A 22,505-nucleotide genomic window follows, 5' to 3' on the forward strand; every position below is an offset into this window, starting at 1 on the left:
AAATGGAATTCGGCAGTGTAATGAAAGAAAAGAGACGAAAAAAAGAGGAAGGGGGAGCGAATCGACACTGTGACAGACACTTTTCCCTTGACTTTCCCACAAAAAAGATTAACATTGTAAGTGTTTACATTTTGTAAAAGAGACGTGAAAGACAAGGGAGACAGGCAGTATGACAAAAGACATGACCACCGGAAAAATAATGCCCATGCTGGTGCAGTTTACGGTGCCGCTTGTGCTGGGAAATCTGTTCCAGCTGACCTACAACGCGGCAGACAGCATCATCGTGGGCCATTTTGTGGGAAAGGAAGCGCTGGCAGCAGTGGGAATCTGCAATCCCATCACAACACTGATGATTCTTTTTCTCAATGGCCTCTGTATGGGGGCCAGCATCCTGATGGGGATGCAGTATGGAGCAAAAGATTACCATACACTTCGCCGCCAGATCAGCACCACTATGATATCGGGAATGGTCTTTTCCATTGTTCTTACCGTCCTGTGCGTGATCTTTGCAGATCCGATTCTGATGCTGATGCAGGTGGATCCTTCAATTATGGAAATGACGAAGGAATACCTGCAGATTATTTTCTGGGGTATGATGTTTACCTTTTTGTATAACTTCTTTTCCAGCACCCTGAGAGCTTTGGGGGACAGCCATACGCCGCTGTATTTCCTCATTATCAGCGCGGTGTTAAATGTCTTTGGCGATTTGTTTTTCGTGGTGGTTCTGGATGCCGGCAGTAACGGCTGTGCCGTGTCAACGGTGATCAGCGAGGCGCTGTGCTGTCTGCTTTGTGTTATTTACATACAGAAAAAGGTGCCGGTGCTGCGATTGGGAAGGAAGTGGCTTGTCTTTGACAGCAGCCTTTTAAAGCGTACGATAGCCTATGGCTGGGCCTCAGCTATGCAGCAGGCCACGGTTCAGCTGGGAAAGCTGGGGATCCAGGCCATTGTAAATACGATGGGCGTTTCTGTGGCGGCGGCGTTCGCTGTAGTCAACCGTATTGATGATTTTGCCTATACGCCGGAGCAGAATATCGCTCATGCCATGACGGCTCTTATGGCTCAGAACAAGGGCGCGGGAAAGAATGAGCGGATGCGGGAAGGATTGCGCTGCGGAATTGCTTTGGAGCTGCTCTACGGTGCAGCTGTCTTTGCCATCTGCTTCCTGCTTGCAAGACCGCTGATGCTTTTGTTTGTAAAGGATGAGGATGTTATCACTCATGGAGTCAGCTACCTTCACCTCATTGCAGCCATGTACCTGCTGCCGGCAGTTACAAATGGAATACAGGGGTATTTCAGAGGGATCGGAGACTTAAAAATCACTCTCATCAGCAGCTTTATCAATATGGGTGTCCGTGTTCTTGCAGCCTTTATACTGGTATTTTTCCTTGGAATGGGGATCGAGGCCCTGCCGTTCTCCTATATGGCCGGCTGGTTTGGAATGCTGATCGCAGAGGTTCCGCTGCTGGTGAAAACCTATGGGAAGAGGGAGATGAAGAGACTGTAAAATGTTATCATCTCAATGGGGTAAACCATTTGAGGTGATTTACAATTTATGGTAGATCCCTTTGAGCGTATATTCGGATAAAATATGCCCATCCATTTCCCGGTAAAGCTCATTCAGAAAAAATCCTGTTTTTACATCTAACAGAGTATCTAAGGCAAAGACGTGCAATTCATATGTATGGTTCTGGTCCGGCGGCGTCATTCCTCCGTAAAAACAGGATAATTCTTTGCTCTGCCGGTTTCCCTGTATACTCATCCAGCTGTTGCAGCCCTGAATAAAATCATGAGCGGTCTGACTTTCATTTTCTTTCAGTTCACAGCGTGTAATATTTGCCGCCAGCCAATGAACCCATACAAATCCTCCTGTAACTGGATATGCATCCTTATCTTCCAATATAAGGGCAAATGAGCGGGTACCGGTCGGGGGATTTTCAATCTTAAACGGTAAAGAACAGGTTGGAACACCGTTTTGATTGAACTGTGTGCCTCGGCCGCCAAATTTATTTTGAATGATTCCATTTACAATTCCTGTACTTGTAACAAACATAAAAATTACCTCCATGCAGCTTGTTTTGATCCCATCATAGCTGCATAGAGGCAGAAAGTAAATTACCCACTTTTTTGTTTGTATCATTCAGGAATGACGCCCTTTTCGATCAGCACATCTTCCATACCCTGTTTTTTAAGATATTCAATCCCAATATGCTGCATGATCTTTAAGGCTTCCAGTAATTCGCAGCCCCGTTCCTCAGTCAGAGAATATTCTACATGAAGGGGGTATCCCTCAAAGGTTTTCTTCTTTACAAACCCGTAGTCGGTCAGTTCTTTCAGCTGCTCTAAGAGCATTTTCTGCGTAATACCGTCAATGTCCCTTTCGAGTTTGGCAAGAGAGGCCGCTCCCAACCGTAACCGCCATAAAATAATGGGTTTCCATTTCCCTTTGATCATGTCGTGCACGAGTTCTAAGGGGCAGGTAAATTCTTCGCGTATTTTCAAGCTTACATCACTTCCTCTGCCGGTATCCTGCTGCTATATTACTTCAAATACCAGGATTCTTTCCCTGGGGTTCTTTCCGTCAAATAAATCTCTGCAGTCAATTTCGTCAAAAAACACCAGCTGTTTTTGCGTCATTAAGAAACGTACATACTCGTCAGACGGATAGTAGAAGAACAGCAGAAGCTCTCTCGGATATTCGTAATAGGAATAATAAATCCGCGCCAGAACTTTCTGCAGAATTTCCACAGAAAATGGATTAAAAAAATAGCAGCGGTCAGTTTCCGGAAAAACGGTATAGTGCTCCGCATCGCTCATTGCAAATGAGGTTCTGAAGCCGGATACCGCATGGCATTTATTTTCTTCTGCCCCGGTAAAGATCCGTTCTTCATATTCGATTCCAATGGAGCGGCATCTTGTCTGATAGGACAGGAAAAAGCACACACGCCCTTTTCCGGTTCCATAATCCAGAAGTACATTTTTCTTTCCAAACCATCCGCTGTTAGCCAGCCGTTCCAATACGCAGTAGGGCGTTGGCTCATATGGAAAATGGTACTGGTCTGAATGAGAATCATCCCGTCCGGTTGTCTTTATTTTCAGCAGCTTATCCCACTGCAGTTCATTCTGATCCATCTTATTTCCAGCTCTTCCATACATCCGGCTGGTAACCAATGGATGCCTGCTTTCCATTGCGCACAATGGGAGTTTTTATTATTTTCTGGTTTTCCAGGATCTTGCCGACCCTGTCTTCCTCGCAAATGTATTGGATCAGCGCAAGAAGATCCTTATCCCTGCAGTCAGGATCAACCAGTTTTTCATAACCGCCGACCGCCTGACATACCGAAAGAAATTCTCCTTTGCTTAACCCTTTTTCTTTCATGTCTATAAACTGATAGCTGATATTTCGCTCTTTAAAATACCGTTCTGCCTTTTTACTGTCAAAATTCTTTTTGGTTCCAAAAATTTGTATGTTCATAGTTTGTATGTCACCTTTGATTCTGAGAGATTGGTTTGTATATGGCCGGGAGGACTGTACGGAAAGGGTATTCCTGAAAGTAATAGATACTGCTGCTGACGTATCCGCACCCTGACCGCAGGAAACACAAAAACGCCAGAAGCCTTTACAATCAAAGGTTCCGACGTTCTGGACAGTGTTCCTGAGCGGATTCGAACCGCTGGCCTTCCGCTTAGGAGTATGGCTTACCAGCTTATGCGGTTGCCGACTACATGACTTCCTATTCAAGAAAACCCTTGATTTTATGGGCTTTTTCGGGCGTTGTATCTGATATTTCAAAACGTTTCATACAACGTTTTTCGCCCGATTATAAAGTGTCCAATTAGCAAACTCTTAGCAAGAACGTAGTTACTCAATCCAAATTCCCTATATCATCAGGAACCCCTAACTACTGGTAGTTTACCCCATAGGAGGTCTTATGTCAAATTGTGAAAACAGAACTTACACCGTCGAGGACATTGCCAAAATGCTGAATATCAGCAGGACAGTAGCTTACAACCTCACAAAAGAGGGGCACTTCAAAATTGTCCGCATAGGTAGTGCCATCAGAATTTCCAAAAAGTCCTTTGACGAATGGTTAGACAACTTAGATACATAACAGAATACAGTCCCTCAACGCCATAGGCTTCAACTTCCTATGGCGTTTTTACTCAATATAAATCGACTTAAATCATATTCTATTTATTGCTGGATAATTGACTATCGTGCCCAAAAAGAGTATGATGTATTATGAGTTATTATATTTATGGGAGGTGATTTGTGTATGGCAACAGCTGATCAGATAAAGAGCCTTGTAAAGGCATATGTTGACCGTAATGATGAAAAATTTAAAACTGTTGTATTGCAAATAGCTGCTCATGAAGCCAAACTTGGACATGATAACTTCGCACGAGAGTTAAAATTGCAAATTGATAAACTTGGAAATAAACGAGCGAGTATAGTACAACTTACATCTCAGAATCCTATGCTTTTGCTATCCACTCCAAACTACGATTTAAGCGAACTTATTGTTTCTGATGATATTAGTGAAAAAATACAGCGTATTCTTAATGAATATCGCAACAGAAACAAACTATATTCATACGGCTTGGTCAATAGAAGAAAAATTCTGATCGAAGGCCAGCCTGGAACTGGTAAAACATTAACAGCGTCTATTATTGCTTCCGAATTGTCTCTTCCTTTGTATACAGTACAAATGGATAAACTTGTTACAAAATTCATGGGAGAAACCAGCGCAAAGTTACGCCAAATATTTGATAGTATTCAATCAATTACCGGTGTTTATTTCTTCGATGAATTTGATGCCATTGGTGCAGACAGAAGTCTTGATAATGAAGTGGGAGAAATGAGAAGAATTCTTAACTCGTTTCTTCAATTTATAGAGCAAGACTCTTCTGAAAGTATAATAATTGCTGCAACTAACAACCAACGATTACTTGATCAAGCATTATTTAGGCGGTTTGATGATGTTCTTCATTATTCCTTACCGACCACAGATGAGATACAGCGTTTGTTCAAATACAAACTAGTTAATTATGATAAACATTTCAGGATAACTAAAGAACTTATTCAAGCTGCTAATGGACTTAATCATGCAGAAATCGTAAAAGTATGTGATGATGCAATAAAGTCCTCAATTTTAGGAGACCAACCCCTGACTTCAAAAGGGCTCTCTGCTCTTTTGCATGAAAGAAAAAATATCTATTCATATAAGGAGGCATAAGACGAATGGCTGTAGACAAAAAGAATATTTTTTTATTTCAGACAGCCGAGCCGCTGTCTTATTCCTCTGTATCACGCCCTATAGGTAGTAATTATCCTCATAGAACTACCACATCACATGCTAATTTCATCCAGCGCAAGTTAAGAGAATGCTACGCTGAATCACTTACGCAACGACAGGTAGCTGCTATTCGATATAAAGAAGGAGTTTATCTTGAATTTTCGGGGGCTTCACAACATGACCTGGCTGTAAAAAGCCTGGAAAATCGAACTCAAGGTATTCGACTTTTAAATGTCCATGAAGATACCGAAACAAATACTGTTAAAGCAACCGTTTATATTCCTGCCGGAAAAGAGAACTATTTTATTCAGAAAGTCGAGGCTTATGCTTCTGAACAAACAAAATCAGGAAAGCCTAAAAACAACGATTTGGTTAGCAGCATTGAAAATGTTAAATTAGCAATGTTGGAGTCATTTTGGGTTGGTAACCCCGATACTATTCCTACAGATGACCCTATATGGTGTGAGCTGTGGTTAAGGTATGATTATCAAACTACTAACCCTGAATCTTGGAGAGTCACGGAGGAAAATATTACTTTAATCTGTCAAGAAAACAATATTCCGATTGATGAAAAACGTATTATTTTCCCAGAAAGAATTGTAAAATTAATTCGCGCCAATGCTCATACTTTAAAAAATTTAATTAGTATGTGCCCATTTATTACTGAAATACGCTGTGCTCCGGAGGCAACTACTTTTTTTGACGAACTGTCAAATTCTGAACAGACTGAATGGGTTGATGAGTTGCTCTCTCGGACTACATATGAAAATGATGATGTTTCGGTCTGTTTATTAGATACAGGCATAACATCTGGTCATTCTTTATTAGCACCAGCTACAAACATCAATCATATTCAATCAGTAAATACCACTTGGGGAAACGGTGATCATCAAGGTCATGGCACCGAAATGGCCGGCATTGCCTTATTCTATGATTTAAAGAAGGCATTGGAATCAAGAAAACCAATTTCAGTATCTCATGAAATTGAATCAGTGAAAATACTACCTCCTACTGGTGGAAACTTACCAGAATTATATGGTGCAATAACAGAACAAGCTGTTTCCTTGGCGGAAATCTCCAATCCAAAGTCTAAACGTGTTATTTGCATGGCCGTAACTGCTCCAGATCATAATACTTTTGATGGTAGCCCTACATCTTGGTCTGCCGCCTTAGATAATATTACATCTGGTGCTGATGAAGAAAATGAAAAACGTTTGTTTTTAATTAGTGCAGGTAATGTTTATCCTGACGAATTTGTAAGGAGTCCTTATCCCGACGCAAATACATTACATTGCGTTGAAAGTCCAGGCCAATCTTGGAATGCTATAACTATTGGTACTTATACTAATGATGTTACAATCAGTAATCCTGATTTTTCTGGATATACTCCTCTTGCCTCATTAGGTGCCTTATCTCCTTATAGCTCAACCTCTGAAACATGGAGTAGCAAATGGCCTATAAAACCTGATGTATTATTCGAAGGAGGAAATATTTGTTCGAATGGCACAGATTACACAGAATGTCCTGATTTGTCATTACTAACAACAAATTATCGACCACTTATAAAGCAATTTTCTACCATTTGGGGAACAAGTTCTGCTACAGCACAAGCTGCATGGTTTTGTGCACAAATTTTGAATGAATATCCTAATATATGGCCCGAAACAGTTCGTGCTCTTATGATTCATTCAGCTAGCTGGACTCCTGAAATGAAAAAGCAATTCTGTACCGAAGATACAAAAACCAAAGGAAGGCGTAGGCTTTTAAGAACTTGTGGTTATGGTATTCCGAATCTTCAAAAGGCAATACAGTGCATGAATAATAGTGTAAATATGGTTATTCAAGGTGAATTGCAACCCTATGATAAAAAAAGCATGAAAGAAATGCACTTACACACATTGCCTTGGCCAAAAGAAGTTCTCCAATCTTTAGGAGAAATACCTGTAACATTGAAAATAACTTTATCGTACTTTATCGAACCAGGTCCAGGAGAAGTTGGGTGGAAAGATAAATATCGTTATCCGTCATGTGGCCTTAGATTTGATGTAATCAATTCTGACGAGACTTTAGATGATTTTAAAAAACGTATAAATGTAAAAATGCGTGGTGATGACAAAAAGGATAAAGGCGACGGAAGTAGCGGAAGCGATAGATGGTATTTAGGCTCAGATAATCGAGATGTTGGTTCCGTTCACTCTGATTTTTGTGAACTAAATGCTGTTGATTTATGTGATTGTAATCATATTGCTGTATTCCCTGTTATTGGATGGTGGCGAGAACGAGATTATCTTAAACGATATGATAAAAAAGTAAGATATTCCCTGATAGTCTCCTTATCAACACCTGAAACAGACACGGATTTATATACTCCTATTATAACTCAGATTACACCGACAACCAAAATTTCTATACCAACCCCATAAAACTTATACTTTAAACGTCATAGAAAAATCTATGGCGTTTTTTTATATCCATTTTTCAGAAAGGAGCCCATCCCATGAATTTAACTGAAAATGAAAAGAGAATGGTTTACCAGGTAGAAAGCACCTGCCAGGCAGCCATTCTGAACGAGATCGCCATGAATAAGCGATATGCTCCAAACCCGGAAATCCGGCAAACCGCAGAAAGCCTCTTGGCAAAGCTTCGTCTACTCTCTGACAAGGAGTGCATGGCTCTGGTAAATGATGTTCAGAAAAATTACCGTTTGCCGGGGAAAGCCCGGACTATCGGGGAAATGCTTGCGGAGGCAAGGCAGAAGTCCGGGGCGGAGAAACTGGCCGGCCATGACATTATGGCTTTGGAGCGTTTTGACCCTGACACCCGCCACATGATCGTCTTTGATGTTCTCTCCCATGAGTCCCCTATGGGATACAAAGATGAGCGTATGCGACTGTTCCTCACCGAGCAGGGATACCAGAAAGCAAGGGAAAACCAGGACAAGGGATTTATCAAGATCAGAAACCACGCCAAAGTGATAGCCGGAAATCTCCGCTATGACGCAAAAGACCGTGACCTCTGAAAAGTACCCTCTTTTGGGGCGAAAATCATCCCTTTTCCTCTCTGTATGCCTCCCTCTGATAAGAGGCAGGGTGATTTATCCCCTTACCCTGACGGAAACGGCACAGAGGAAATTTCACAAGGAAAACGACCTTTTTAGAAAACGGAAAGGAGGTGTCCGATTATGGCAGTTTTCCGCATAGAGAAAACCCGTGATTATACCGTGATGGCAAACCACCATCTGCGGAACACGAAACTCTCTCTCAAAGCAAAGGGGCTTCTCTCCCTCATGCTCTCCCTCCCGGAGGACTGGGACTATACCACCAAAGGGCTTGCAAAGATATGCAAGGACGGTGTGGACAGCATTTGCTCAACGGTAAATGAGCTGGAGGAACACGGCTATGTGATACGGGAGCGTATCCGAAACGCCAAAGGGCAGCTTACGGATATTCAGTACACCATTTTAGAACAGCCTAAACCGCCCCAACCGGGACATGAAAAACCAAAACAGGAAAATCCAGTTTTGGGCAATCCAATCTTGGAAGAACCTGAACAGGGAAATCCCGCACAATTAAATACTAAGAAATCAAGTAACCAGGGATTAAAAACTGATTTATCAAATATGGAGGTATCAAATCCTATCCAATCAAATCCGTATGAGGATGAGCCGCAGGCGGCGAATGGGATGGGAATGGATATGAGGTCTGCCAGAGAGATTTATCAGGAGATCATCCTGGATAATATCGAGTACCGCCATCTGGTTCAAAACAACCAGATTGACAAAGCGCGGCTTGACGAACTGGTGGAGCTGATTGTGGACACGGTCTGTTCCGCAAGAAAGACCATCCGCATTGCCGGAGACGATCATCCGGCGGAGGTGGTAAAATCCCGCTTTATGAAACTGGACAGTTCGCATATTGAATATGTGCTTTCCAGTATGCAGGAGAATACCACCTATGTCCGCAACATCAAGAAGTACCTGCTGGCAGCTTTGTATAATGCACCATCCACCATCAGCAGCTATTACACTTCCCTGGTGAACCATGACCTGTACGGCGGCGGGGAAAGGAGGTAACCCATGCAGGAAGAAGTAACACAGAAAACAATGACACTTGCCATCACCACTTCCAGAATGACCGCCTCCGTCCTGGCTAAGGCCATGCGGAAGTTCCTGGAGGCACAGAAAAACAAAAGCCACCAGCTCCCCAAAGGAAAACAGACCCTAAAGGAGCTGATGAAACACAACACCGGAGTTTCCAACCTGGAGATCACCAACGACAACATCCGGGCATTTTCTGCCACCGCTAAGAAGTACGGCATTGATTTTGCCCTGAAAAAAGACAGCAGCACGCAGCCGCCCCGGTACCTGGTATTCTTCAAAGGCCGGGACGCTGACGTTATGACGGCGGCTTTTAAGGAGTTTTCCGCAAAGCAGCTCTCCCAGGAGAAAAAGCCCTCCATCCGAAAACTCTTATCCAGCATGAAAGAGCTGGTGCAGAAAAAGGATAAGGTCCTGGACCGCACCAAACACAAGGACAGGGGGATGGAGCTATGAAACAGGTAAATGTGAAAAAGCTGCTGATCTTAAACCTCCCCTATCTGCTCTTTGTGTGGCTGTTCGATAAGGCAGCCCAGGCGGTGCGGCTCTCTCCCGGAGCTGACCTTTTCGGCAAGCTCTTAAACCTGGGCGACGGATTTTCCCAGGCTATGGAAAGCATAGCTCCCAGTTTCCATCCGGCAGACTTGCTTGCAGGGCTGATCGGTGCGGTGGTAATCCGGCTGATTATCTACACCAAAGGGAAAAACGCAAAGAAGTACCGCAAAGGTATGGAGTACGGTTCTGCCCGCTGGGGAACGCCGGAGGATATAAAGCCCTACATAGACCCGGTGTTTGAAAACAATGTACTGCTGACTCAGACGGAACGGCTGATGATGTCGAACCGCCCAAAGAACCCGAAGTATGCTAGGAATAAAAATATCCTGGTGATCGGCGGTTCGGGCAGCGGCAAGACCAGGTTCTTTGTCAAGCCCAACCTCATGCAGCTCCATTCCTCGTATGTGGTCACGGACCCGAAAGGAACCCTCATTCTGGAAACAGGCTCTCTCTTGGTGCGGGCAGGCTACAAGGTCAAGGTGCTGAACACCATCAACTTTAAAAAGTCCATGCACTATAACCCATTCGCCTATCTGCGGAGTGAAAAGGATATTTTGAAACTTACCAACACCATCATAGCCAACACCAAAGGCGACGGTGAGAAATCTTCCGAGGATTTCTGGGTCAAGGCGGAACGCCTCCTGTACTGTGCTCTGATCGGCTATATCTGGTACGAGGCCCCGGAGGAAGAAAAGAACTTCATCACCCTTTTGGAAATGATAAACGCAAGCGAGGCCAGGGAGGACGACGAGGCATATCAGAGCCCCGTTGATCTCATGTTCTCCCGTCTGGAGGAAAAGGAGCCGGACCATTTCGCAGTCAAACAGTACAAGAAATACAAGCTGGCTGCCGGCAAAACAGCAAAGTCCATCCTGATTAGCTGCGGCGCCCGGCTTGCCCCATTCGATATTAAGGAACTGCGGGACCTGATGGAGTATGACGACCTGGAGCTTGACACCCTGGGAGATAGAAAAACAGCCCTGTTCCTCATTATGAGCGATACGGACACTACTTTTAACTTCGTGATCGCCATGCTGCAGAGCCAGCTTTTCAATCTGCTCTGTGATAAGGCGGATGATGAATACGGGGGCAGGCTGCCGGTCCATGTGCGGTGTATTCTGGACGAGTTCGCCAACATTGGACAGATACCAAACTTTGATAAACTGATTGCCACCATCAGGAGCCGGGAAATCTCGGCTTCTATTATTTTACAATCGCAATCCCAGCTAAAGACCATCTACAAGGACGCCGCAGATACCATTGTCGGCAACTGCGACACGACCTTGTTTTTGGGAGGCAAGGAGAAATCCACGCTCAAAGAGCTCTCGGAAATCCTGGGGAAAGAGACTATTGACAGTTTCAACACCTCAGAGAACCGGGGGACGCAGGTTTCCCACGGCCTCAATTATCAGAAATTAGGAAAGGAGTTGATGAGCCAGGACGAGATCGCGGTCATGGACGGAGGCAAGTGTATTTTACAGGTGCGGGGCACCCGGCCGTTTTTATCGGACAAGTTCGATATTACAGCCCACAAAAATTACAAGTACCTTGCCGACGCCGACAAGAAGAATGAGTTTGATGTGGAACGGTACATAAAACGGCGCCCTGCGGTGGTAAAGCCGGAGGAAGTCTTTGATATGTACGAACTGGAAATAGAACCTGACAGCGATAACGAAAAAAATTAGGAGGATTGAATTTATGGAATTTTTCAACAGCGCAGTAGACGTATTGCAGACCCTTGTTGTGGCTCTGGGAGCCGGTCTTGGTATCTGGGGCGGTATCAACCTCATGGAGGGATACGGAAATGATAACCCCGGAGCAAAGAGCCAGGGCATGAAGCAGCTCATGGCCGGTGCTGGTGTAGCCGTGGTAGGCATGGTCCTTGTACCTCTGCTCTCCGGGCTTTTCTCTGTCTAAGCGTCTCCGTATGAAATCCTTGCCTCTCCCGCAGTTTTGCGGGGGCGGCGGAAAGGAGGTTGACACCGTATGGATTTCTTACTTGAAGCCCTGACAAATTGGCTGAAAGAAATGCTGGTGGGCGGCATTATGAGCAACCTTTCGGGGATGTTTGACAGTGTAAACCAGCAGGTCGCGGATATATCCGTACAGGTAGGCCAGACCCCACAGGGATGGAATGGCAGTATTTTCAGCATGATTGAGAATCTGTCCAACTCCATCATGGTGCCGATTGCAGGCGTGATCCTGGCTATCGTGATGACCGTAGACCTGATCCAGATGATCGCAGACAAGAACAACCTGCATGATGTGGACACCTGGATGATTTTCAAGTGGGTGTTCAAATCAGCCGCTGCCATCCTCATTGTCACAAATACATGGAATATCGTGATGGGCGTCTTTGATATGGCGCAGAGCGTAGTGGCGCAGGCGGCAGGGGTTATCAATTCGGATGCGTCCATTGACATTTCTTCTGTTTTGGCAGATATGGAGCCGAGACTTATGGAAATGGATCTGGGACCGCTATTCGGGCTTTGGTTCCAGTCCCTCTTTATTGGCATTACCATGTGGGCGCTGTATATCTGTATCTTTATCGTCATTTATGGCCGTATGATTGAGATCTACCTTGTTACATCCGTTGCGCCGCTTCCGATGGCTGCCATGATGGGCAAGGAATGGGGCGGGATGGGACAGAACTACCTCCGCTCCCTGCTGGCGCTGGGCTTTCAGGCGTTTCTCATCATCGTCTGCGTGGCAATTTATGCTGTGCTGGTGCAGAACATCGCTCTGGAAGATGACATTATCATGGCGATCTGGAGCTGCGTGGGCTACACCGTACTGCTGTGCTTTACGCTGTTCAAAACCGGCAGTCTCGCAAAATCAGTCTTTCAGGCGCACTAAAGGAGGGTTCTGTATGAAAAAATATCAAATCATTTACGCAGACCCGCCATGGAACTACAAAGTATATTCCAAGAAAGGATTGGGACGCAGTGCAGAAAGTCACTATCCGACCATGAGTATCGAGGATATTTGTGCGCTGCCAGTAGGCAACTTGGCGGATAAAGACTGTGCCTTGTTTTTATGGGTCACGATTCCATGTTTACTGGAAGGTCTCTCAGTTCTGAAGGCATGGGGATTTACCTATAAAACCGTCGGCTTTGTTTGGGTAAAGCAAAATCGAAAGGCAGATAGCTTGTTCTGGGGAATGGGATATTGGACGCGCTCCAATGTGGAACTTTGTATCCTCGCAACGAAAGGACATCCCAAGCGTATAAACGCAGCTGTTCATCAGGTCATTGTCTCTCACATTGAAGAACATTCAAAAAAACCGCAGGAAGCCAGAGAACGCATTGTCTCATTGATGGGTGATCTCCCGCGCATAGAACTGTTTGCTCGTCAATCCACACCTGGTTGGGATGTGTGGGGAAATGAAGTGGACAGCTCTATTTCATTCCCATAAAGGAGGTGGATAATATGGCTTATGTACCCGTACCCAAAGATTTAACCAAAGTCAAAACCAAGGTCATGTTCAATCTGACACGAAGGCAGCTGGTCTGCTTTACCGCCGGGGCGCTTGTAGGCGTACCGCTGTTCTTGTGGCTCCGTGAGCCTGCGGGAAACAGCATGGCTGCCATGTGTATGATGCTGGTCATGATGCCCTTCTTCCTGCTGGCAATGTATGAAAAGCATGGACAGCCCCTGGAAAAGATCGTCGGCAACATCCTCAAAGTAGCTGTGATCCGTCCCAAGCAGCGTCCCTACCAGACAAATAACTTTTATGCCGTATTAAAGCGGCAGGAAATGCTCGATAAGGAGGTGTATGACATTGTTCACCGCAATGAAAAGCTGGCTGCGCCGTCTGCTGGGAAAACCGGAAGAAAAGACCGTGCATCCGGTAAAGACAAAGAAAAAGCTGTCCCGCGCCGATAAGAAGCAGATCGAAGCGGCCATTGCCCGCGCCAACCGCACGGACAAAAAAGGAAAATCGGCACAGGACAGTATCCCCTATGAACGAATGTGGCCGGACGGTATCTGCCGCGTATCGGACAGCCACTACACAAAGACCATTCAGTTTCAGGACATCAACTATCAGCTCTCCCAAAATGAAGATAAGACCGCGATCTTTGAGGGCTGGTGTGATTTCCTCAATTATTTCGACAGCTCGATTCACTTCCAGCTGTCTTTTTTGAACCTTGCTGCATCGGAGGAGACCTTTGCAAACTCCATTTCCATCCCGCCCCAGGGGGATGCCTTTGACAGTATCCGTGAGGAATACACCACGATGCTGCAAAATCAGCTGGCCAGAGGCAACAACGGTCTCATCAAGACCAAATACCTGACCTTTGGTATTGACGCTGACAGCATCAAAGCCGCCAAGCCCCGTCTGGAGCGTATTGAGACCGATATACTCAACAACTTCAAGCGTCTTGGCGCAGCTGCCAGGACACTGGACGGTAAGGAAAGGCTTTCCCAGCTTCATGCGGTATTCCACATGGATGAACAGCTCCCATTTCAGTTTGAATGGGACTGGCTGGCTCCTTCCGGTCTGTCCACAAAAGATTTTATTGCACCAAGCTCCTTTGAGTTCCGCACCGGCAAGCAGTTCCGTATGGGCAAGAAATACGGGGCTGTTTCTTTTTTGCAGATTTTAGCCCCAGAGCTGAATGACCGTCTGCTGGCTGATTTTCTGGATATGGAAAGCTCGCTCATTGTGAGTATGCACATTCAGTCGGTGGATCAGGTGAAAGCCATTAAGACGGTAAAGCGCAAGATTACCGACCTGGACCGCAGTAAGATCGAGGAACAGAAAAAAGCAGTCCGTGCCGGATACGACATGGACATCATTCCCTCTGACCTTGCCACCTACGGCAGTGAGGCGAAAAAGCTGTTGCAGGATTTGCAGAGCCGAAATGAGAGAATGTTCCTGGTCTCCTTTTTGGTGCTGAACACAGCGGACAATCCCCGTCAGCTTGGCAACAACATTTTTCAGGCAGGCTCTATTGCCCAGAAGTATAACTGCCAGCTGACCAGACTGGACTTTCAGCAGGAAGAAGGGCTGATGAGCTGTCTGCCTCTGGGACTCAATCAGATCGAGATCCAGCGAGGGCTGACCACCAGTTCTACGGCCATCTTTGTACCGTTCACCACACAGGAACTGTTTCAGAACGGCAAAGAAGCCCTGTACTACGGCATCAACGCTCTGTCCAACAACCTCATCATGGTGGATAGAAAGCTGCTGAAAAACCCAAACGGCTTGATTTTGGGTACGCCGGGTTCCGGTAAGTCCTTCAGCGCCAAGCGTGAGATTGCCAACTGCTTTTTGCTTACCAATGATGATGTCATCATCTGTGACCCGGAAGCGGAGTACGCACCTCTGGTGGAGCGTCTGCATGGGCAGGTCATCAAGATCTCGCCTACCTCAACCAACTACATCAATCCGATGGATCTGAACCTGGACTATTCGGATGATGAAAGCCCGCTGTCCCTCAAGTCTGACTTTATCCTCAGCTTGTGTGAGCTGATCGTGGGCGGTAAGGACGGATTGCAGCCGGTGCAGAAAACCATCATCGACCGTTGTGTGCGTCTGGTCTATCAGACCTACCTCAATGACCCGCGCCCGGAGAATATGCCCATACTGGAGGACCTATATAACCTGCTCCGAGAACAGGAGGAAAAGGAAGCACAGTATATCGCCACGGCCCTTGAAATCTATGTAACCGGCTCCCTCAATGTGTTCAATCACCAGAGCAATGTGGACATCAATAACCGCATTGTCTGCTATGACATTAAGGAGCTGGGCAAGCAACTCAAGAAAATCGGTATGTTGGTGGTCCAGGATCAGGTGTGGAACCGCGTTACCATTAACCGCGCTGCCCACAAGTCCACCCGTTATTACATCGACGAGATGCACCTGCTTTTGAAGGAGGAGCAGACCGCCGCTTATACGGTGGAAATCTGGAAGCGATTCCGCAAATGGGGCGGTATTCCGACAGGTATCACCCAGAATGTCAAAGACCTTTTGAGCAGCCGCGAGGTGGAGAACATCTTTGAAAACTCCGACTTCGTGTATATGCTCAACCAGGCAGGCGGAGACCGTCAGATTCTCGCCAAGCAGCTGGGCATTTCCACGCACCAGCTTAGCTATGTGACCCACTCCGGTGAGGGCGAGGGCCTGCTGTTCTATGGCTCCACCATCCTGCCCTTCGTTGACCACTTCCCGAAGAATACTGAGCTTTACCGCATTATGACCACCAAACCCCAGGAACTGAAAAAGGAGGATGAATAACTATGAAACAGAATATTTGCGAACTTGATACCATGATTTTTTTCCGTGAGGCATTGGAGGCTCACGAATTCATGTTGCTTCCGGTAATGGCCTCCGCTGTTGTTGAGTGTCGTACCGCTGACAAAGAACTCAAAACCTTGAATGAGGATGGCGAAATTGGTCTTGCCCGTCTCTTTTCGATTTGGGCGAATATGATGTGTGCCCCTGGTGCAGCAACCATTGTAGGGTGCAGACCTATCACAATGCTCTCTGAGATTCTGGCGCAAGTCCATGCGTATCTCACTGTGCATCCGCTATATGATCCGGAAGGTTTGGCCCTCTATGTGGAGCTGCACCACATGATGGATGCTATCCTAATGGGTGATTGGTTTGAATAAAGAGCCGCGCCTGCGCTTTACTGATGAGGAACGGGCTGACCCTGCACTGGAAAAGCCGATCCGCAAAACGGAGAAAGCTACGGCCAGGGCAGATAAGGCGCAGGCCAATATTCCAAAGAAAAAAGTCAGACAGACGGTCATTGACCCGGACACCGGGAAAAAGACCTCGAAGCTGACCTTTGAGGACAAGAAAAAACCACCTTCCAAACTTTCTCAAGGGGTTAAGGAAGCTCCCGTCCATCTGGTCGCGGGCAAGTTTCACAAAGAGATCCGGGAAACAGAACAGGACAATGTGGGTGTGGAAAGCGCCCACAAGTCCGAGGAGGCGGTGGAGACCAGCGCTTATCTGGTGCGGGAGGGCTATCGCAGCCACAAGCTGAAGCCGTACCGCAAAGCAGCCCAGGCCGAGCAGAAGCTGGAAAAGGCAAATGTAAATGCCCTGTACCAGAAGTCCCTACGGGAAAATCCTCAGTTTGCCAGCAATCCTCTTTCCCGGTGGCAGCAAAAGCAGGCCATCAAAAAGCAGTATGCTGCCGCCAAGCGCACTGGTCAGACTGCCGGAAATACCGCCCAGGCTGCGTCCAAAACAGGAAAAGTCGCAAGGACGGTAAAAGAAAAGGCACAGCAGGCAGGGGCAGTCGTCATGCGCCACAAGAAGGGTTTCCTGATGGCAGGGGTTTTGTTCCTCATCGCCTGTATGCTGATGAATACCATGTCCTCCTGCTCTATGATGGCACAGAGTATTGGTTCTGTAATTTCCGGCACTACCTATCCATCGGATGACCCGGAAATGCTGGCGGTGGAGGCAGATTATGCAGACAGAGAAGCTCGGTTGCAGGAGAAAATCGACAACATCGAAAGCAGCCACCCAGGGTATGACGAGTATCGCTATAACCTGGATATGATTGGCCATGACCCCCATGAGCTGGCGGCAGTTCTCTCTGCTGTCTTGCAAGGCTATACACGCCACAGCGCACAGGCAGAGCTGGATCGTGTGTTTGATGCACAGTATCAGCTTACGCTGAGAGAAGAAATTCAGATTCGCACTTACACTGACGAAGATGGGGATGAGCATGAATATGAATATCGTATTCTCCATGTAACTTTAACAAGCCGTTCCATTGCCTCTCTTGCGCCAGAACTACTGACTCCGGAGCAGATGGAGATGTACCAGGTCTACCGACAGACTATGGGCAATAAGCCGCTGTTGTTTGGTGGCGGTTCTCCCGATACAGGTGTTTCTGAAGATTTGACTGGTGTTGAATTTATCAATGGCACCCGCCCCGGCAATCCGCAGCTGGTGGAACTGGCGAAAAGTCAGGTGGGCAATGTGGGAGGACAACCTTATTGGAGCTGGTACGGCTTTGACTCCCGTGTGGAATGGTGTGCCTGCTTTGTATCATGGTGCTATGGTCAATCCGGTCGAACGGAACCACGCTTTGCTGGTTGTCAGTCTCAGGGTGTTCCGTGGTTCCAGTCTCATGGACAGTGGGGCGCACGAGGATATGAAAACATCGCCCCCGGTGATGCCATTTTCTTCGATTGGGATCTGGATGGTTCCGCAGACCATGTGGGAATTGTTGTCGGCACCGATGGCAGCCGTGTTTATACCGTGGAGGGAAATTCCGGCGATGCCTGCAAGATCAAAAGTTATGACCTGAATTATCGGAGTATCAAGGGCTACGGCCTGATGAACTGGTAACAGAGATTTTTTAGAAGGAGTGATAGACGATGGCAAAGAACAAAATTGAACGCATTGACCAGGAGATTACAAAGGTCCGCGAGAAGATCGCAGAGTATCAGGAAAAGCTCAAGGCGCTGGAGGCACAGAAAACCGAGGCTGAAAATCTGGAGATCGTCCAGATGGTGCGCGCACTGCGTATGACCCCGGCTCAGCTGAGCGCCATGCTGTCCGGCGGCACAATTCCCGGCAGTATGGTGGATGACAACAACGAACAGGAGGAAAACAGCTATGAGGAATAAAGGATTGCTCCGAACACTTTCTGCCCTTTGCCTGACGCTGGTTCTGGCATCGGGCTTTACTATTCCCGCTTTTGCCCAGGGCGCAGCGCCGCCCCCGGCAGAGGATACCACCAATGACAGTAATGTGGTGGTGGAAGAACCCGAAAAAGCACCTCCGCTGACCCCGGATGGCAACGCCGCTCTGGTGGATGATTTTGGTGGCAACAAGCAGCTCATTACCGTTACCACCAAGGCAGGCAACTATTTTTATATCCTGATTGACAGGGCCAACGAGGATAAAAAGACTGCTGTTCACTTTCTGAACCAAGTGGATGAAGCGGACCTGATGGCACTGATGGAAGATGGAAATGCCAAAGAGGAGCCGCCAGCTGTGTGCAGCTGCACGAAGAAATGTGAAGTAGGAGCAGTTAATACGGCCTGCCCGGTCTGTGTAACTGATATGAGCAAATGTACGGGAAAAGCACCGGAACCTCCGGCAGAAACACCGGAGCCGGAAAAAGAGAAGCCTGCCGGACTGAACCCGGCTGTCCTGATCCTTCTGCTTGCTCTATTTGGCGGCGGTGGCGTATTTGCCTACTTGAAGCTCGTTAAGAATAAGCCTAAGACCAAGGGCAATGACAGCCTGGACGATTATGATTATGGCGAGGAAGATTCCGAGGAATGGGAAACCGAAGATGAGGAAGTCCTTGAGGATGGTTTTGAGGGTTCTGACCCTAATGAGGAACGCGATAGAGCAGATTGAACCATTTGAGCGTAGCGTATTTCAAATCATTGCGGGATAAGGGACAGAGGACAGGGAGAAATTCCTGTCCTCTGCTGCTCTACTCACTCTCTTACTGTAAATCCACACCCAAAATCAGCACATGGTCAAAGAAAGGAGGACCTCACAATGAACACCTGGAACTGGTTATTACACTTTCTGATTATTTTTGATCTGGTCGCCTTCGGAATTTACTTTGGAGGAGACATTCTTTTCACTGCTATAAGCAAAGTTCAAAAAAAGTCAAAGAAGAACGATGACTTGGATCTTTATGATTTTGAAATTGAGACCGCACCCCAAAAACGCTCTTTATGTGTGGACTCAATCCGAATGCTTTATTCTGGTGAGATAGATGAATTTGTGGAAAAGGAACTGTTGCCTGATGCAGCGGAGACCATGAACGCTTTATCTGAAGCTGAAAAAACAGCAGTTAGCCTGTTACTAAAAGCTTATATCGGTTTTTTGAGCGAAGAAGCAACGGTAGATGAACAAAGTTTTCCCATGGTTAAGGAACTGTTGTCTTATACACAGGGCAGCAAAGAAGATGGTGAAAAAGATGCCATAGATTGTCTGATGGAAGATACGGTCAGCAGAACCCACAGACATCGAGAATATTACAACAATTATCAACGCTATCAACTGATGCAGGTGGATAAAGAGCGTGTGATTATGGCCTGCAATATCATAATCAATGATTTGATTGGCAGGTTGTACCGATATGATTATCGCTTTGGCTATGACATTACACTTGCCTCAGAACACAGCATTGCAAAAAAACTGTCTGATAATTGGCAGAATGAATGGGAGGTTGAAGATTATGAAGCTGGTGATTGCTGAAAAACCATCGGTTGCACAAAGTCTGTCGGCGGTGATTGGTGCAACCGCCCGTAAGGACGGGTATCTGGAGGGCAGCGGTTGGCGTGTCAGCTGGTGCGTGGGCCATCTGGCCGGGCTTGCGGATGCAGACAGCTATGACCCCAAGTACGCCAAGTGGCGATATGATGACCTGCCTATCCTGCCGGAGCATTGGCAGATGGTGGTGGGCAAAGATAAAAAGAAGCAGTTTGATATTCTCAAAAAGCTGATGAACGCTCCGGATGTGACGGAAGTGGTAAATGCCTGTGATGCCGGACGCGAGGGCGAGCTGATCTTCCGCAGCGTCTACGAGCTGGCAGGCTGCCAAAAGCCCATGAAACGCCTCTGGATTTCTTCGATGGAGGACTCCGCCATAAGGGAAGGCTTTGCAAACCTGCGCCCCGGTGCGGACTATGACGGGCTTCGGGATGCTGCTCTTTGCCGCGCTAAGGCCGACTGGCTGGTGGGGATCAATGCCACAAGGCTGTTTTCCGTGCTGTATCACCGCACCCTCAACATCGGGCGCGTGATGTCCCCAACGCTGGCGCTCATTGTCCAGCGAGAAGCTGAGATCGACACCTTTAAGCCAGTTCCCTTTTATACCGTGGCGCTGGAGCTGCCCGGTCTTACCGTATCCGGGGAGCGCATGGCGGATAAGGCTGCTGCTGAGCAGCTGAAAGAAGCCTGTCAGGGTGCAGCTGTCACAATCAAAAAGGTGGAGTGCAAGGAAAAGTCCGAAAAGCCGCCTGCCCTCTATGACCTGACTACTCTGCAAAGAGATGCCAACCGCCTGCTTGGATTTACAGCCCAGCAGACCCTGGACTATCTGCAAAGCCTGTATGAAAAGAAGCTCTGCACCTATCCCCGTACTGACAGCCGCTATCTGACCGGCGATATGGCAGACAGCCTGCCGGTGCTGGTGAATCTGGTTGCCAATGCTATGCCTTTTCGTAAAGGAATCGCCATTTCCTGCGATGTGGCCCAGGTCATCAACGATAAGAAAGTAACCGACCACCACGCAGTAATCCCTACCAGAAATCTCAAGGATGCAGACCTTTCTGCCCTTCCTGCGGGAGAAAAAGCGGTGCTGGAGCTGGTGGCCCTGCGTCTGCTGTGCGCCGTAGCCCAGCCCCATATCTATTCGGAAACCGTTGTGATTGCAGCGTGTGCCGGTGGGGAGTTTACCGCCAAAGGAAAAACGGTGAAGCACCCCGGATGGAAAGCACTGGAGGACGCTTACCGTGCCAAAATGAAGGATGCAGAGCCGAAAAAAGAGGGCGCAGAGAAAGCCCTGCCGGAGCTGACCGAAGGACAGACCCTTTCGGTTGCTGCTGCAATCATCAAAGAAGGCAAAAGCAGTCCTCCTCAGCACTTTACGGAGGACACCCTATTGTCCGCGATGGAGACTGCCGGAAAAGAGGATATGCCGGAGGATGCCGAGCGAAAGGGCCTGGGGACACCGGCAACCCGTGCCGGTATTTTGGAAAAGCTGGTATCTGCCGGTTTTCTGGAACGAAAAAAGAACAGGAAAACGGTGCAGCTTCTCCCTTCCCACGATGCAGTCTCCCTGATCACAGTCTTGCCGGAACAGCTGCAATCGCCGCTTCTGACTGCCGAGTGGGAGTACCGCCTGGGAGAGATCGAGCGCGGGCAGCTTGCCCCGGAGGAGTTTCTGGACGGGATCAGCACCATGCTGAAAGATCTGGTGGGGACTTATCAGGTCATCAAGGGAACCGAGTACCTGTTCACTCCGCCCCGTGAGGTGGTGGGCAAATGCCCCCGCTGCGGCGGTGAAGTTGCAGAATTGCAAAAAGGCTTCTTCTGTCAGAACAAAGATTGCAAATTTGCAATCTGGAAAAACAACAAATGGTGGGCTGCCAAGAAAAAACAGCCCACCAAGGCTGTGGTGTCTGCACTGCTGAAAGATGGCCGTGTCCGTGTGACGGGCCTATATTCGGAGAAAACTGGAAAGACCTACGATGCCGCTGTGGTTTTGGAGGATGATGGACAGTACGCTAACTTCAAGCTGGAATTTGACCAGCGGAAAGGAGGCAGCCGATGAAGCTCTCTTTAGCGGAACGGGAAACCATTCTCCTCTATAACCAGGCAGAACCAATGGCTGAGGTCTACACCCACGATCCCCGTCTGATGGAGAAGCTGGAACTGCTGGCAAAAAAGCACCCCGACCAAATCACCCGAAAGGACGCCCATAACTTTACCGTTCCCAAGCGGTGTGTATCAGTCAGGGAGCCATACAGCGCCGAGCGTCGCAAAGCTGCCAGTGAGCGTGCGAAAGCTGCCGGATACCAGCCTCCTATGCGAAAGTCCGGCAGTTAAAGGC

Annotated in this window: 24 protein-coding genes; 20 read left to right on the forward strand and 4 right to left on the reverse strand. The window is 47.4% G+C overall.

The window, feature by feature from the left end; genetic code table 11:
• Positions 1-169: 169 nt before the first annotated feature.
• On the forward strand, positions 170-1,507 hold the full coding sequence (locus tag HW447_RS15335) for an MATE family efflux transporter (protein ID WP_176256006.1): 1,338 nt from the start codon (positions 170-172) through the stop codon (positions 1,505-1,507).
• A gap of 39 nt (positions 1,508-1,546) precedes the next feature.
• On the opposite strand, the gene HW447_RS15340 is transcribed toward HW447_RS15335, so the two are convergent.
• The 4 genes from HW447_RS15340 to HW447_RS15355 form a co-directional block, all read right to left on the reverse strand.
• Entirely contained in the window at positions 1,547-2,053 is a 507-nt protein-coding gene (locus HW447_RS15340) for a YbhB/YbcL family Raf kinase inhibitor-like protein (RefSeq protein ID WP_176256007.1), read from the reverse strand.
• A gap of 83 nt (positions 2,054-2,136) precedes the next feature.
• On the reverse strand, positions 2,137-2,502 hold the full coding sequence (locus HW447_RS15345) for a winged helix-turn-helix transcriptional regulator (protein ID WP_176256008.1): 366 nt from the start codon (positions 2,500-2,502) through the stop codon (positions 2,137-2,139).
• A 33-nt stretch (positions 2,503-2,535) separates the two neighbouring features.
• A complete protein-coding gene (locus HW447_RS15350; protein WP_176256009.1) occupies positions 2,536-3,132 on the reverse strand; it encodes an SAM-dependent methyltransferase in 597 nt (198 codons plus the stop codon).
• A gap of 1 nt (position 3,133) precedes the next feature.
• A complete protein-coding gene (locus tag HW447_RS15355) occupies positions 3,134-3,475 on the reverse strand; it encodes an arsenate reductase family protein (protein WP_176256010.1) in 342 nt (113 codons plus the stop codon).
• Between the two features lie 457 nt (positions 3,476-3,932).
• On the opposite strand from HW447_RS15355, the gene HW447_RS15360 reads away from it, so the two are divergent.
• The 19 genes from HW447_RS15360 (at position 3,933) to HW447_RS15450 (ending at position 22,501) form a co-directional block, all read left to right on the forward strand.
• On the forward strand, positions 3,933-4,112 hold the full coding sequence (locus HW447_RS15360; RefSeq protein WP_176256011.1) for a helix-turn-helix domain-containing protein: 180 nt from the start codon (positions 3,933-3,935) through the stop codon (positions 4,110-4,112).
• A gap of 165 nt (positions 4,113-4,277) precedes the next feature.
• Positions 4,278-5,237, forward strand: a complete 960-nt coding sequence (locus HW447_RS15365; protein ID WP_176256012.1) for an AAA family ATPase — start codon at positions 4,278-4,280, stop codon at positions 5,235-5,237.
• A gap of 5 nt (positions 5,238-5,242) precedes the next feature.
• Entirely contained in the window at positions 5,243-7,720 is a 2,478-nt protein-coding gene (locus HW447_RS15370; protein WP_176256013.1) for a S8 family peptidase, read from the forward strand.
• A 74-nt stretch (positions 7,721-7,794) separates the two neighbouring features.
• Positions 7,795-8,316 (forward strand): DUF5720 family protein, encoded by a 522-nt coding sequence (locus HW447_RS18445; protein WP_176256014.1) that lies wholly within the window; start codon positions 7,795-7,797, stop codon positions 8,314-8,316.
• 162 nt (positions 8,317-8,478) lie between these two features.
• Positions 8,479-9,369: a DUF6017 domain-containing protein gene (locus HW447_RS15380; protein WP_176256015.1), complete on the forward strand. Its 891-nt coding sequence runs from the start codon at positions 8,479-8,481 to the stop codon at positions 9,367-9,369.
• Between the two features lie 3 nt (positions 9,370-9,372).
• Entirely contained in the window at positions 9,373-9,849 is a 477-nt protein-coding gene (locus HW447_RS15385) for a PcfB family protein (RefSeq protein ID WP_176256016.1), read from the forward strand.
• On the forward strand, positions 9,846-11,633 hold the full coding sequence (locus HW447_RS15390) for a VirD4-like conjugal transfer protein, CD1115 family (RefSeq protein ID WP_176256017.1): 1,788 nt from the start codon (positions 9,846-9,848) through the stop codon (positions 11,631-11,633). Before HW447_RS15385 ends, HW447_RS15390 begins: the two co-directional genes overlap by 4 nt.
• Positions 11,634-11,646: 13 nt before the next feature.
• Positions 11,647-11,865, forward strand: coding sequence for a Maff2 family mobile element protein (locus tag HW447_RS15395; RefSeq protein WP_176256018.1), 219 nt, complete (start codon positions 11,647-11,649; stop codon positions 11,863-11,865).
• Between the two features lie 69 nt (positions 11,866-11,934).
• A complete protein-coding gene (locus HW447_RS15400) occupies positions 11,935-12,804 on the forward strand; it encodes a VirB6/TrbL-like conjugal transfer protein, CD1112 family (RefSeq protein ID WP_176256019.1) in 870 nt (289 codons plus the stop codon).
• A 13-nt stretch (positions 12,805-12,817) separates the two neighbouring features.
• Positions 12,818-13,363 carry an MT-A70 family methyltransferase gene (locus HW447_RS15405; RefSeq protein ID WP_002589060.1) on the forward strand — a complete coding sequence of 182 codons (546 nt, stop codon included), beginning with the start codon at positions 12,818-12,820 and terminating at the stop codon, positions 13,361-13,363.
• Positions 13,364-13,377: 14 nt separating this feature from the next.
• Positions 13,378-13,833 carry a PrgI family protein gene (locus HW447_RS15410; RefSeq protein WP_002589059.1) on the forward strand — a complete coding sequence of 152 codons (456 nt, stop codon included), beginning with the start codon at positions 13,378-13,380 and terminating at the stop codon, positions 13,831-13,833.
• Positions 13,790-16,189, forward strand: a complete 2,400-nt coding sequence (locus tag HW447_RS15415; RefSeq protein WP_176256028.1) for a VirB4-like conjugal transfer ATPase, CD1110 family — start codon at positions 13,790-13,792, stop codon at positions 16,187-16,189. The genes HW447_RS15410 and HW447_RS15415 overlap by 44 nt, the downstream gene beginning before the upstream one ends.
• Before the next feature lie 2 nt (positions 16,190-16,191).
• Positions 16,192-16,566: a DUF3851 family protein gene (locus HW447_RS15420; RefSeq protein WP_002569211.1), complete on the forward strand. Its 375-nt coding sequence runs from the start codon at positions 16,192-16,194 to the stop codon at positions 16,564-16,566.
• Complete coding sequence (locus HW447_RS15425) at positions 16,559-18,268, forward strand: CHAP domain-containing protein (RefSeq protein ID WP_176256020.1); 1,710 nt, start codon at positions 16,559-16,561, stop codon at positions 18,266-18,268. The genes HW447_RS15420 and HW447_RS15425 overlap by 8 nt, the downstream gene beginning before the upstream one ends.
• Before the next feature lie 29 nt (positions 18,269-18,297).
• Complete coding sequence (locus tag HW447_RS15430; RefSeq protein ID WP_008982919.1) at positions 18,298-18,549, forward strand: DUF4315 family protein; 252 nt, start codon at positions 18,298-18,300, stop codon at positions 18,547-18,549.
• Positions 18,539-19,291: a DUF4366 domain-containing protein gene (locus tag HW447_RS15435; RefSeq protein ID WP_176256021.1), complete on the forward strand. Its 753-nt coding sequence runs from the start codon at positions 18,539-18,541 to the stop codon at positions 19,289-19,291. The genes HW447_RS15430 and HW447_RS15435 overlap by 11 nt, the downstream gene beginning before the upstream one ends.
• Positions 19,292-19,438: 147 nt before the next feature.
• Positions 19,439-20,146 (forward strand): hypothetical protein, encoded by a 708-nt coding sequence (locus HW447_RS15440; protein WP_050005933.1) that lies wholly within the window; start codon positions 19,439-19,441, stop codon positions 20,144-20,146.
• The gene (locus HW447_RS15445) at positions 20,127-22,226 is read left to right on the forward strand and encodes a type IA DNA topoisomerase (protein WP_176256022.1); all 2,100 of its coding nucleotides are present in this window, start codon (positions 20,127-20,129) and stop codon (positions 22,224-22,226) included. The genes HW447_RS15440 and HW447_RS15445 overlap by 20 nt, the downstream gene beginning before the upstream one ends.
• On the forward strand, positions 22,223-22,501 hold the full coding sequence (locus HW447_RS15450) for an immunoglobulin (protein WP_176256023.1): 279 nt from the start codon (positions 22,223-22,225) through the stop codon (positions 22,499-22,501). The genes HW447_RS15445 and HW447_RS15450 overlap by 4 nt, the downstream gene beginning before the upstream one ends.
• The last annotated feature ends 4 nt before the right edge of the window (positions 22,502-22,505 follow it).

Origin of the sequence: Enterocloster alcoholdehydrogenati, from assembly GCF_013282095.1 — a bacterium.
Lineage (GTDB): Bacteria > Bacillota > Clostridia > Lachnospirales > Lachnospiraceae > Enterocloster > Enterocloster alcoholdehydrogenati.

Bases quoted from the DNA above. Each gene is read 5' to 3' on its own strand.
- HW447_RS15370 (WP_176256013.1), top strand. From the start codon at position 5,243: ATGGCTGTAGACAAAAAGAATATTTTTTTATTTCAGACAGCCGAGCCG.
- HW447_RS15360 (WP_176256011.1), top strand. From the start codon at position 3,933: ATGTCAAATTGTGAAAACAGAACTTACACCGTCGAGGACATTGCCAAA.
- HW447_RS15335 (WP_176256006.1), top strand. From the start codon at position 170: ATGACAAAAGACATGACCACCGGAAAAATAATGCCCATGCTGGTGCAG.
- HW447_RS15340 (WP_176256007.1), bottom strand. From the start codon at position 2,053: ATGTTTGTTACAAGTACAGGAATTGTAAATGGAATCATTCAAAATAAA.
- HW447_RS15380 (WP_176256015.1), top strand. From the start codon at position 8,479: ATGGCAGTTTTCCGCATAGAGAAAACCCGTGATTATACCGTGATGGCA.
- HW447_RS15355 (WP_176256010.1), bottom strand. From the start codon at position 3,475: ATGAACATACAAATTTTTGGAACCAAAAAGAATTTTGACAGTAAAAAG.
- HW447_RS15385 (WP_176256016.1), top strand. From the start codon at position 9,373: ATGCAGGAAGAAGTAACACAGAAAACAATGACACTTGCCATCACCACT.
- HW447_RS15445 (WP_176256022.1), top strand. From the start codon at position 20,127: ATGAAGCTGGTGATTGCTGAAAAACCATCGGTTGCACAAAGTCTGTCG.
- HW447_RS15420 (WP_002569211.1), top strand. From the start codon at position 16,192: ATGAAACAGAATATTTGCGAACTTGATACCATGATTTTTTTCCGTGAG.
- HW447_RS15350 (WP_176256009.1), bottom strand. From the start codon at position 3,132: ATGGATCAGAATGAACTGCAGTGGGATAAGCTGCTGAAAATAAAGACA.
- HW447_RS15365 (WP_176256012.1), top strand. From the start codon at position 4,278: ATGGCAACAGCTGATCAGATAAAGAGCCTTGTAAAGGCATATGTTGAC.
- HW447_RS15440 (WP_050005933.1), top strand. From the start codon at position 19,439: ATGAACACCTGGAACTGGTTATTACACTTTCTGATTATTTTTGATCTG.
- HW447_RS15405 (WP_002589060.1), top strand. From the start codon at position 12,818: ATGAAAAAATATCAAATCATTTACGCAGACCCGCCATGGAACTACAAA.
- HW447_RS15430 (WP_008982919.1), top strand. From the start codon at position 18,298: ATGGCAAAGAACAAAATTGAACGCATTGACCAGGAGATTACAAAGGTC.
- HW447_RS15450 (WP_176256023.1), top strand. From the start codon at position 22,223: ATGAAGCTCTCTTTAGCGGAACGGGAAACCATTCTCCTCTATAACCAG.
- HW447_RS15395 (WP_176256018.1), top strand. From the start codon at position 11,647: ATGGAATTTTTCAACAGCGCAGTAGACGTATTGCAGACCCTTGTTGTG.
- HW447_RS15390 (WP_176256017.1), top strand. From the start codon at position 9,846: ATGAAACAGGTAAATGTGAAAAAGCTGCTGATCTTAAACCTCCCCTAT.
- HW447_RS15400 (WP_176256019.1), top strand. From the start codon at position 11,935: ATGGATTTCTTACTTGAAGCCCTGACAAATTGGCTGAAAGAAATGCTG.
- HW447_RS15435 (WP_176256021.1), top strand. From the start codon at position 18,539: ATGAGGAATAAAGGATTGCTCCGAACACTTTCTGCCCTTTGCCTGACG.
- HW447_RS15410 (WP_002589059.1), top strand. From the start codon at position 13,378: ATGGCTTATGTACCCGTACCCAAAGATTTAACCAAAGTCAAAACCAAG.
- HW447_RS18445 (WP_176256014.1), top strand. From the start codon at position 7,795: ATGAATTTAACTGAAAATGAAAAGAGAATGGTTTACCAGGTAGAAAGC.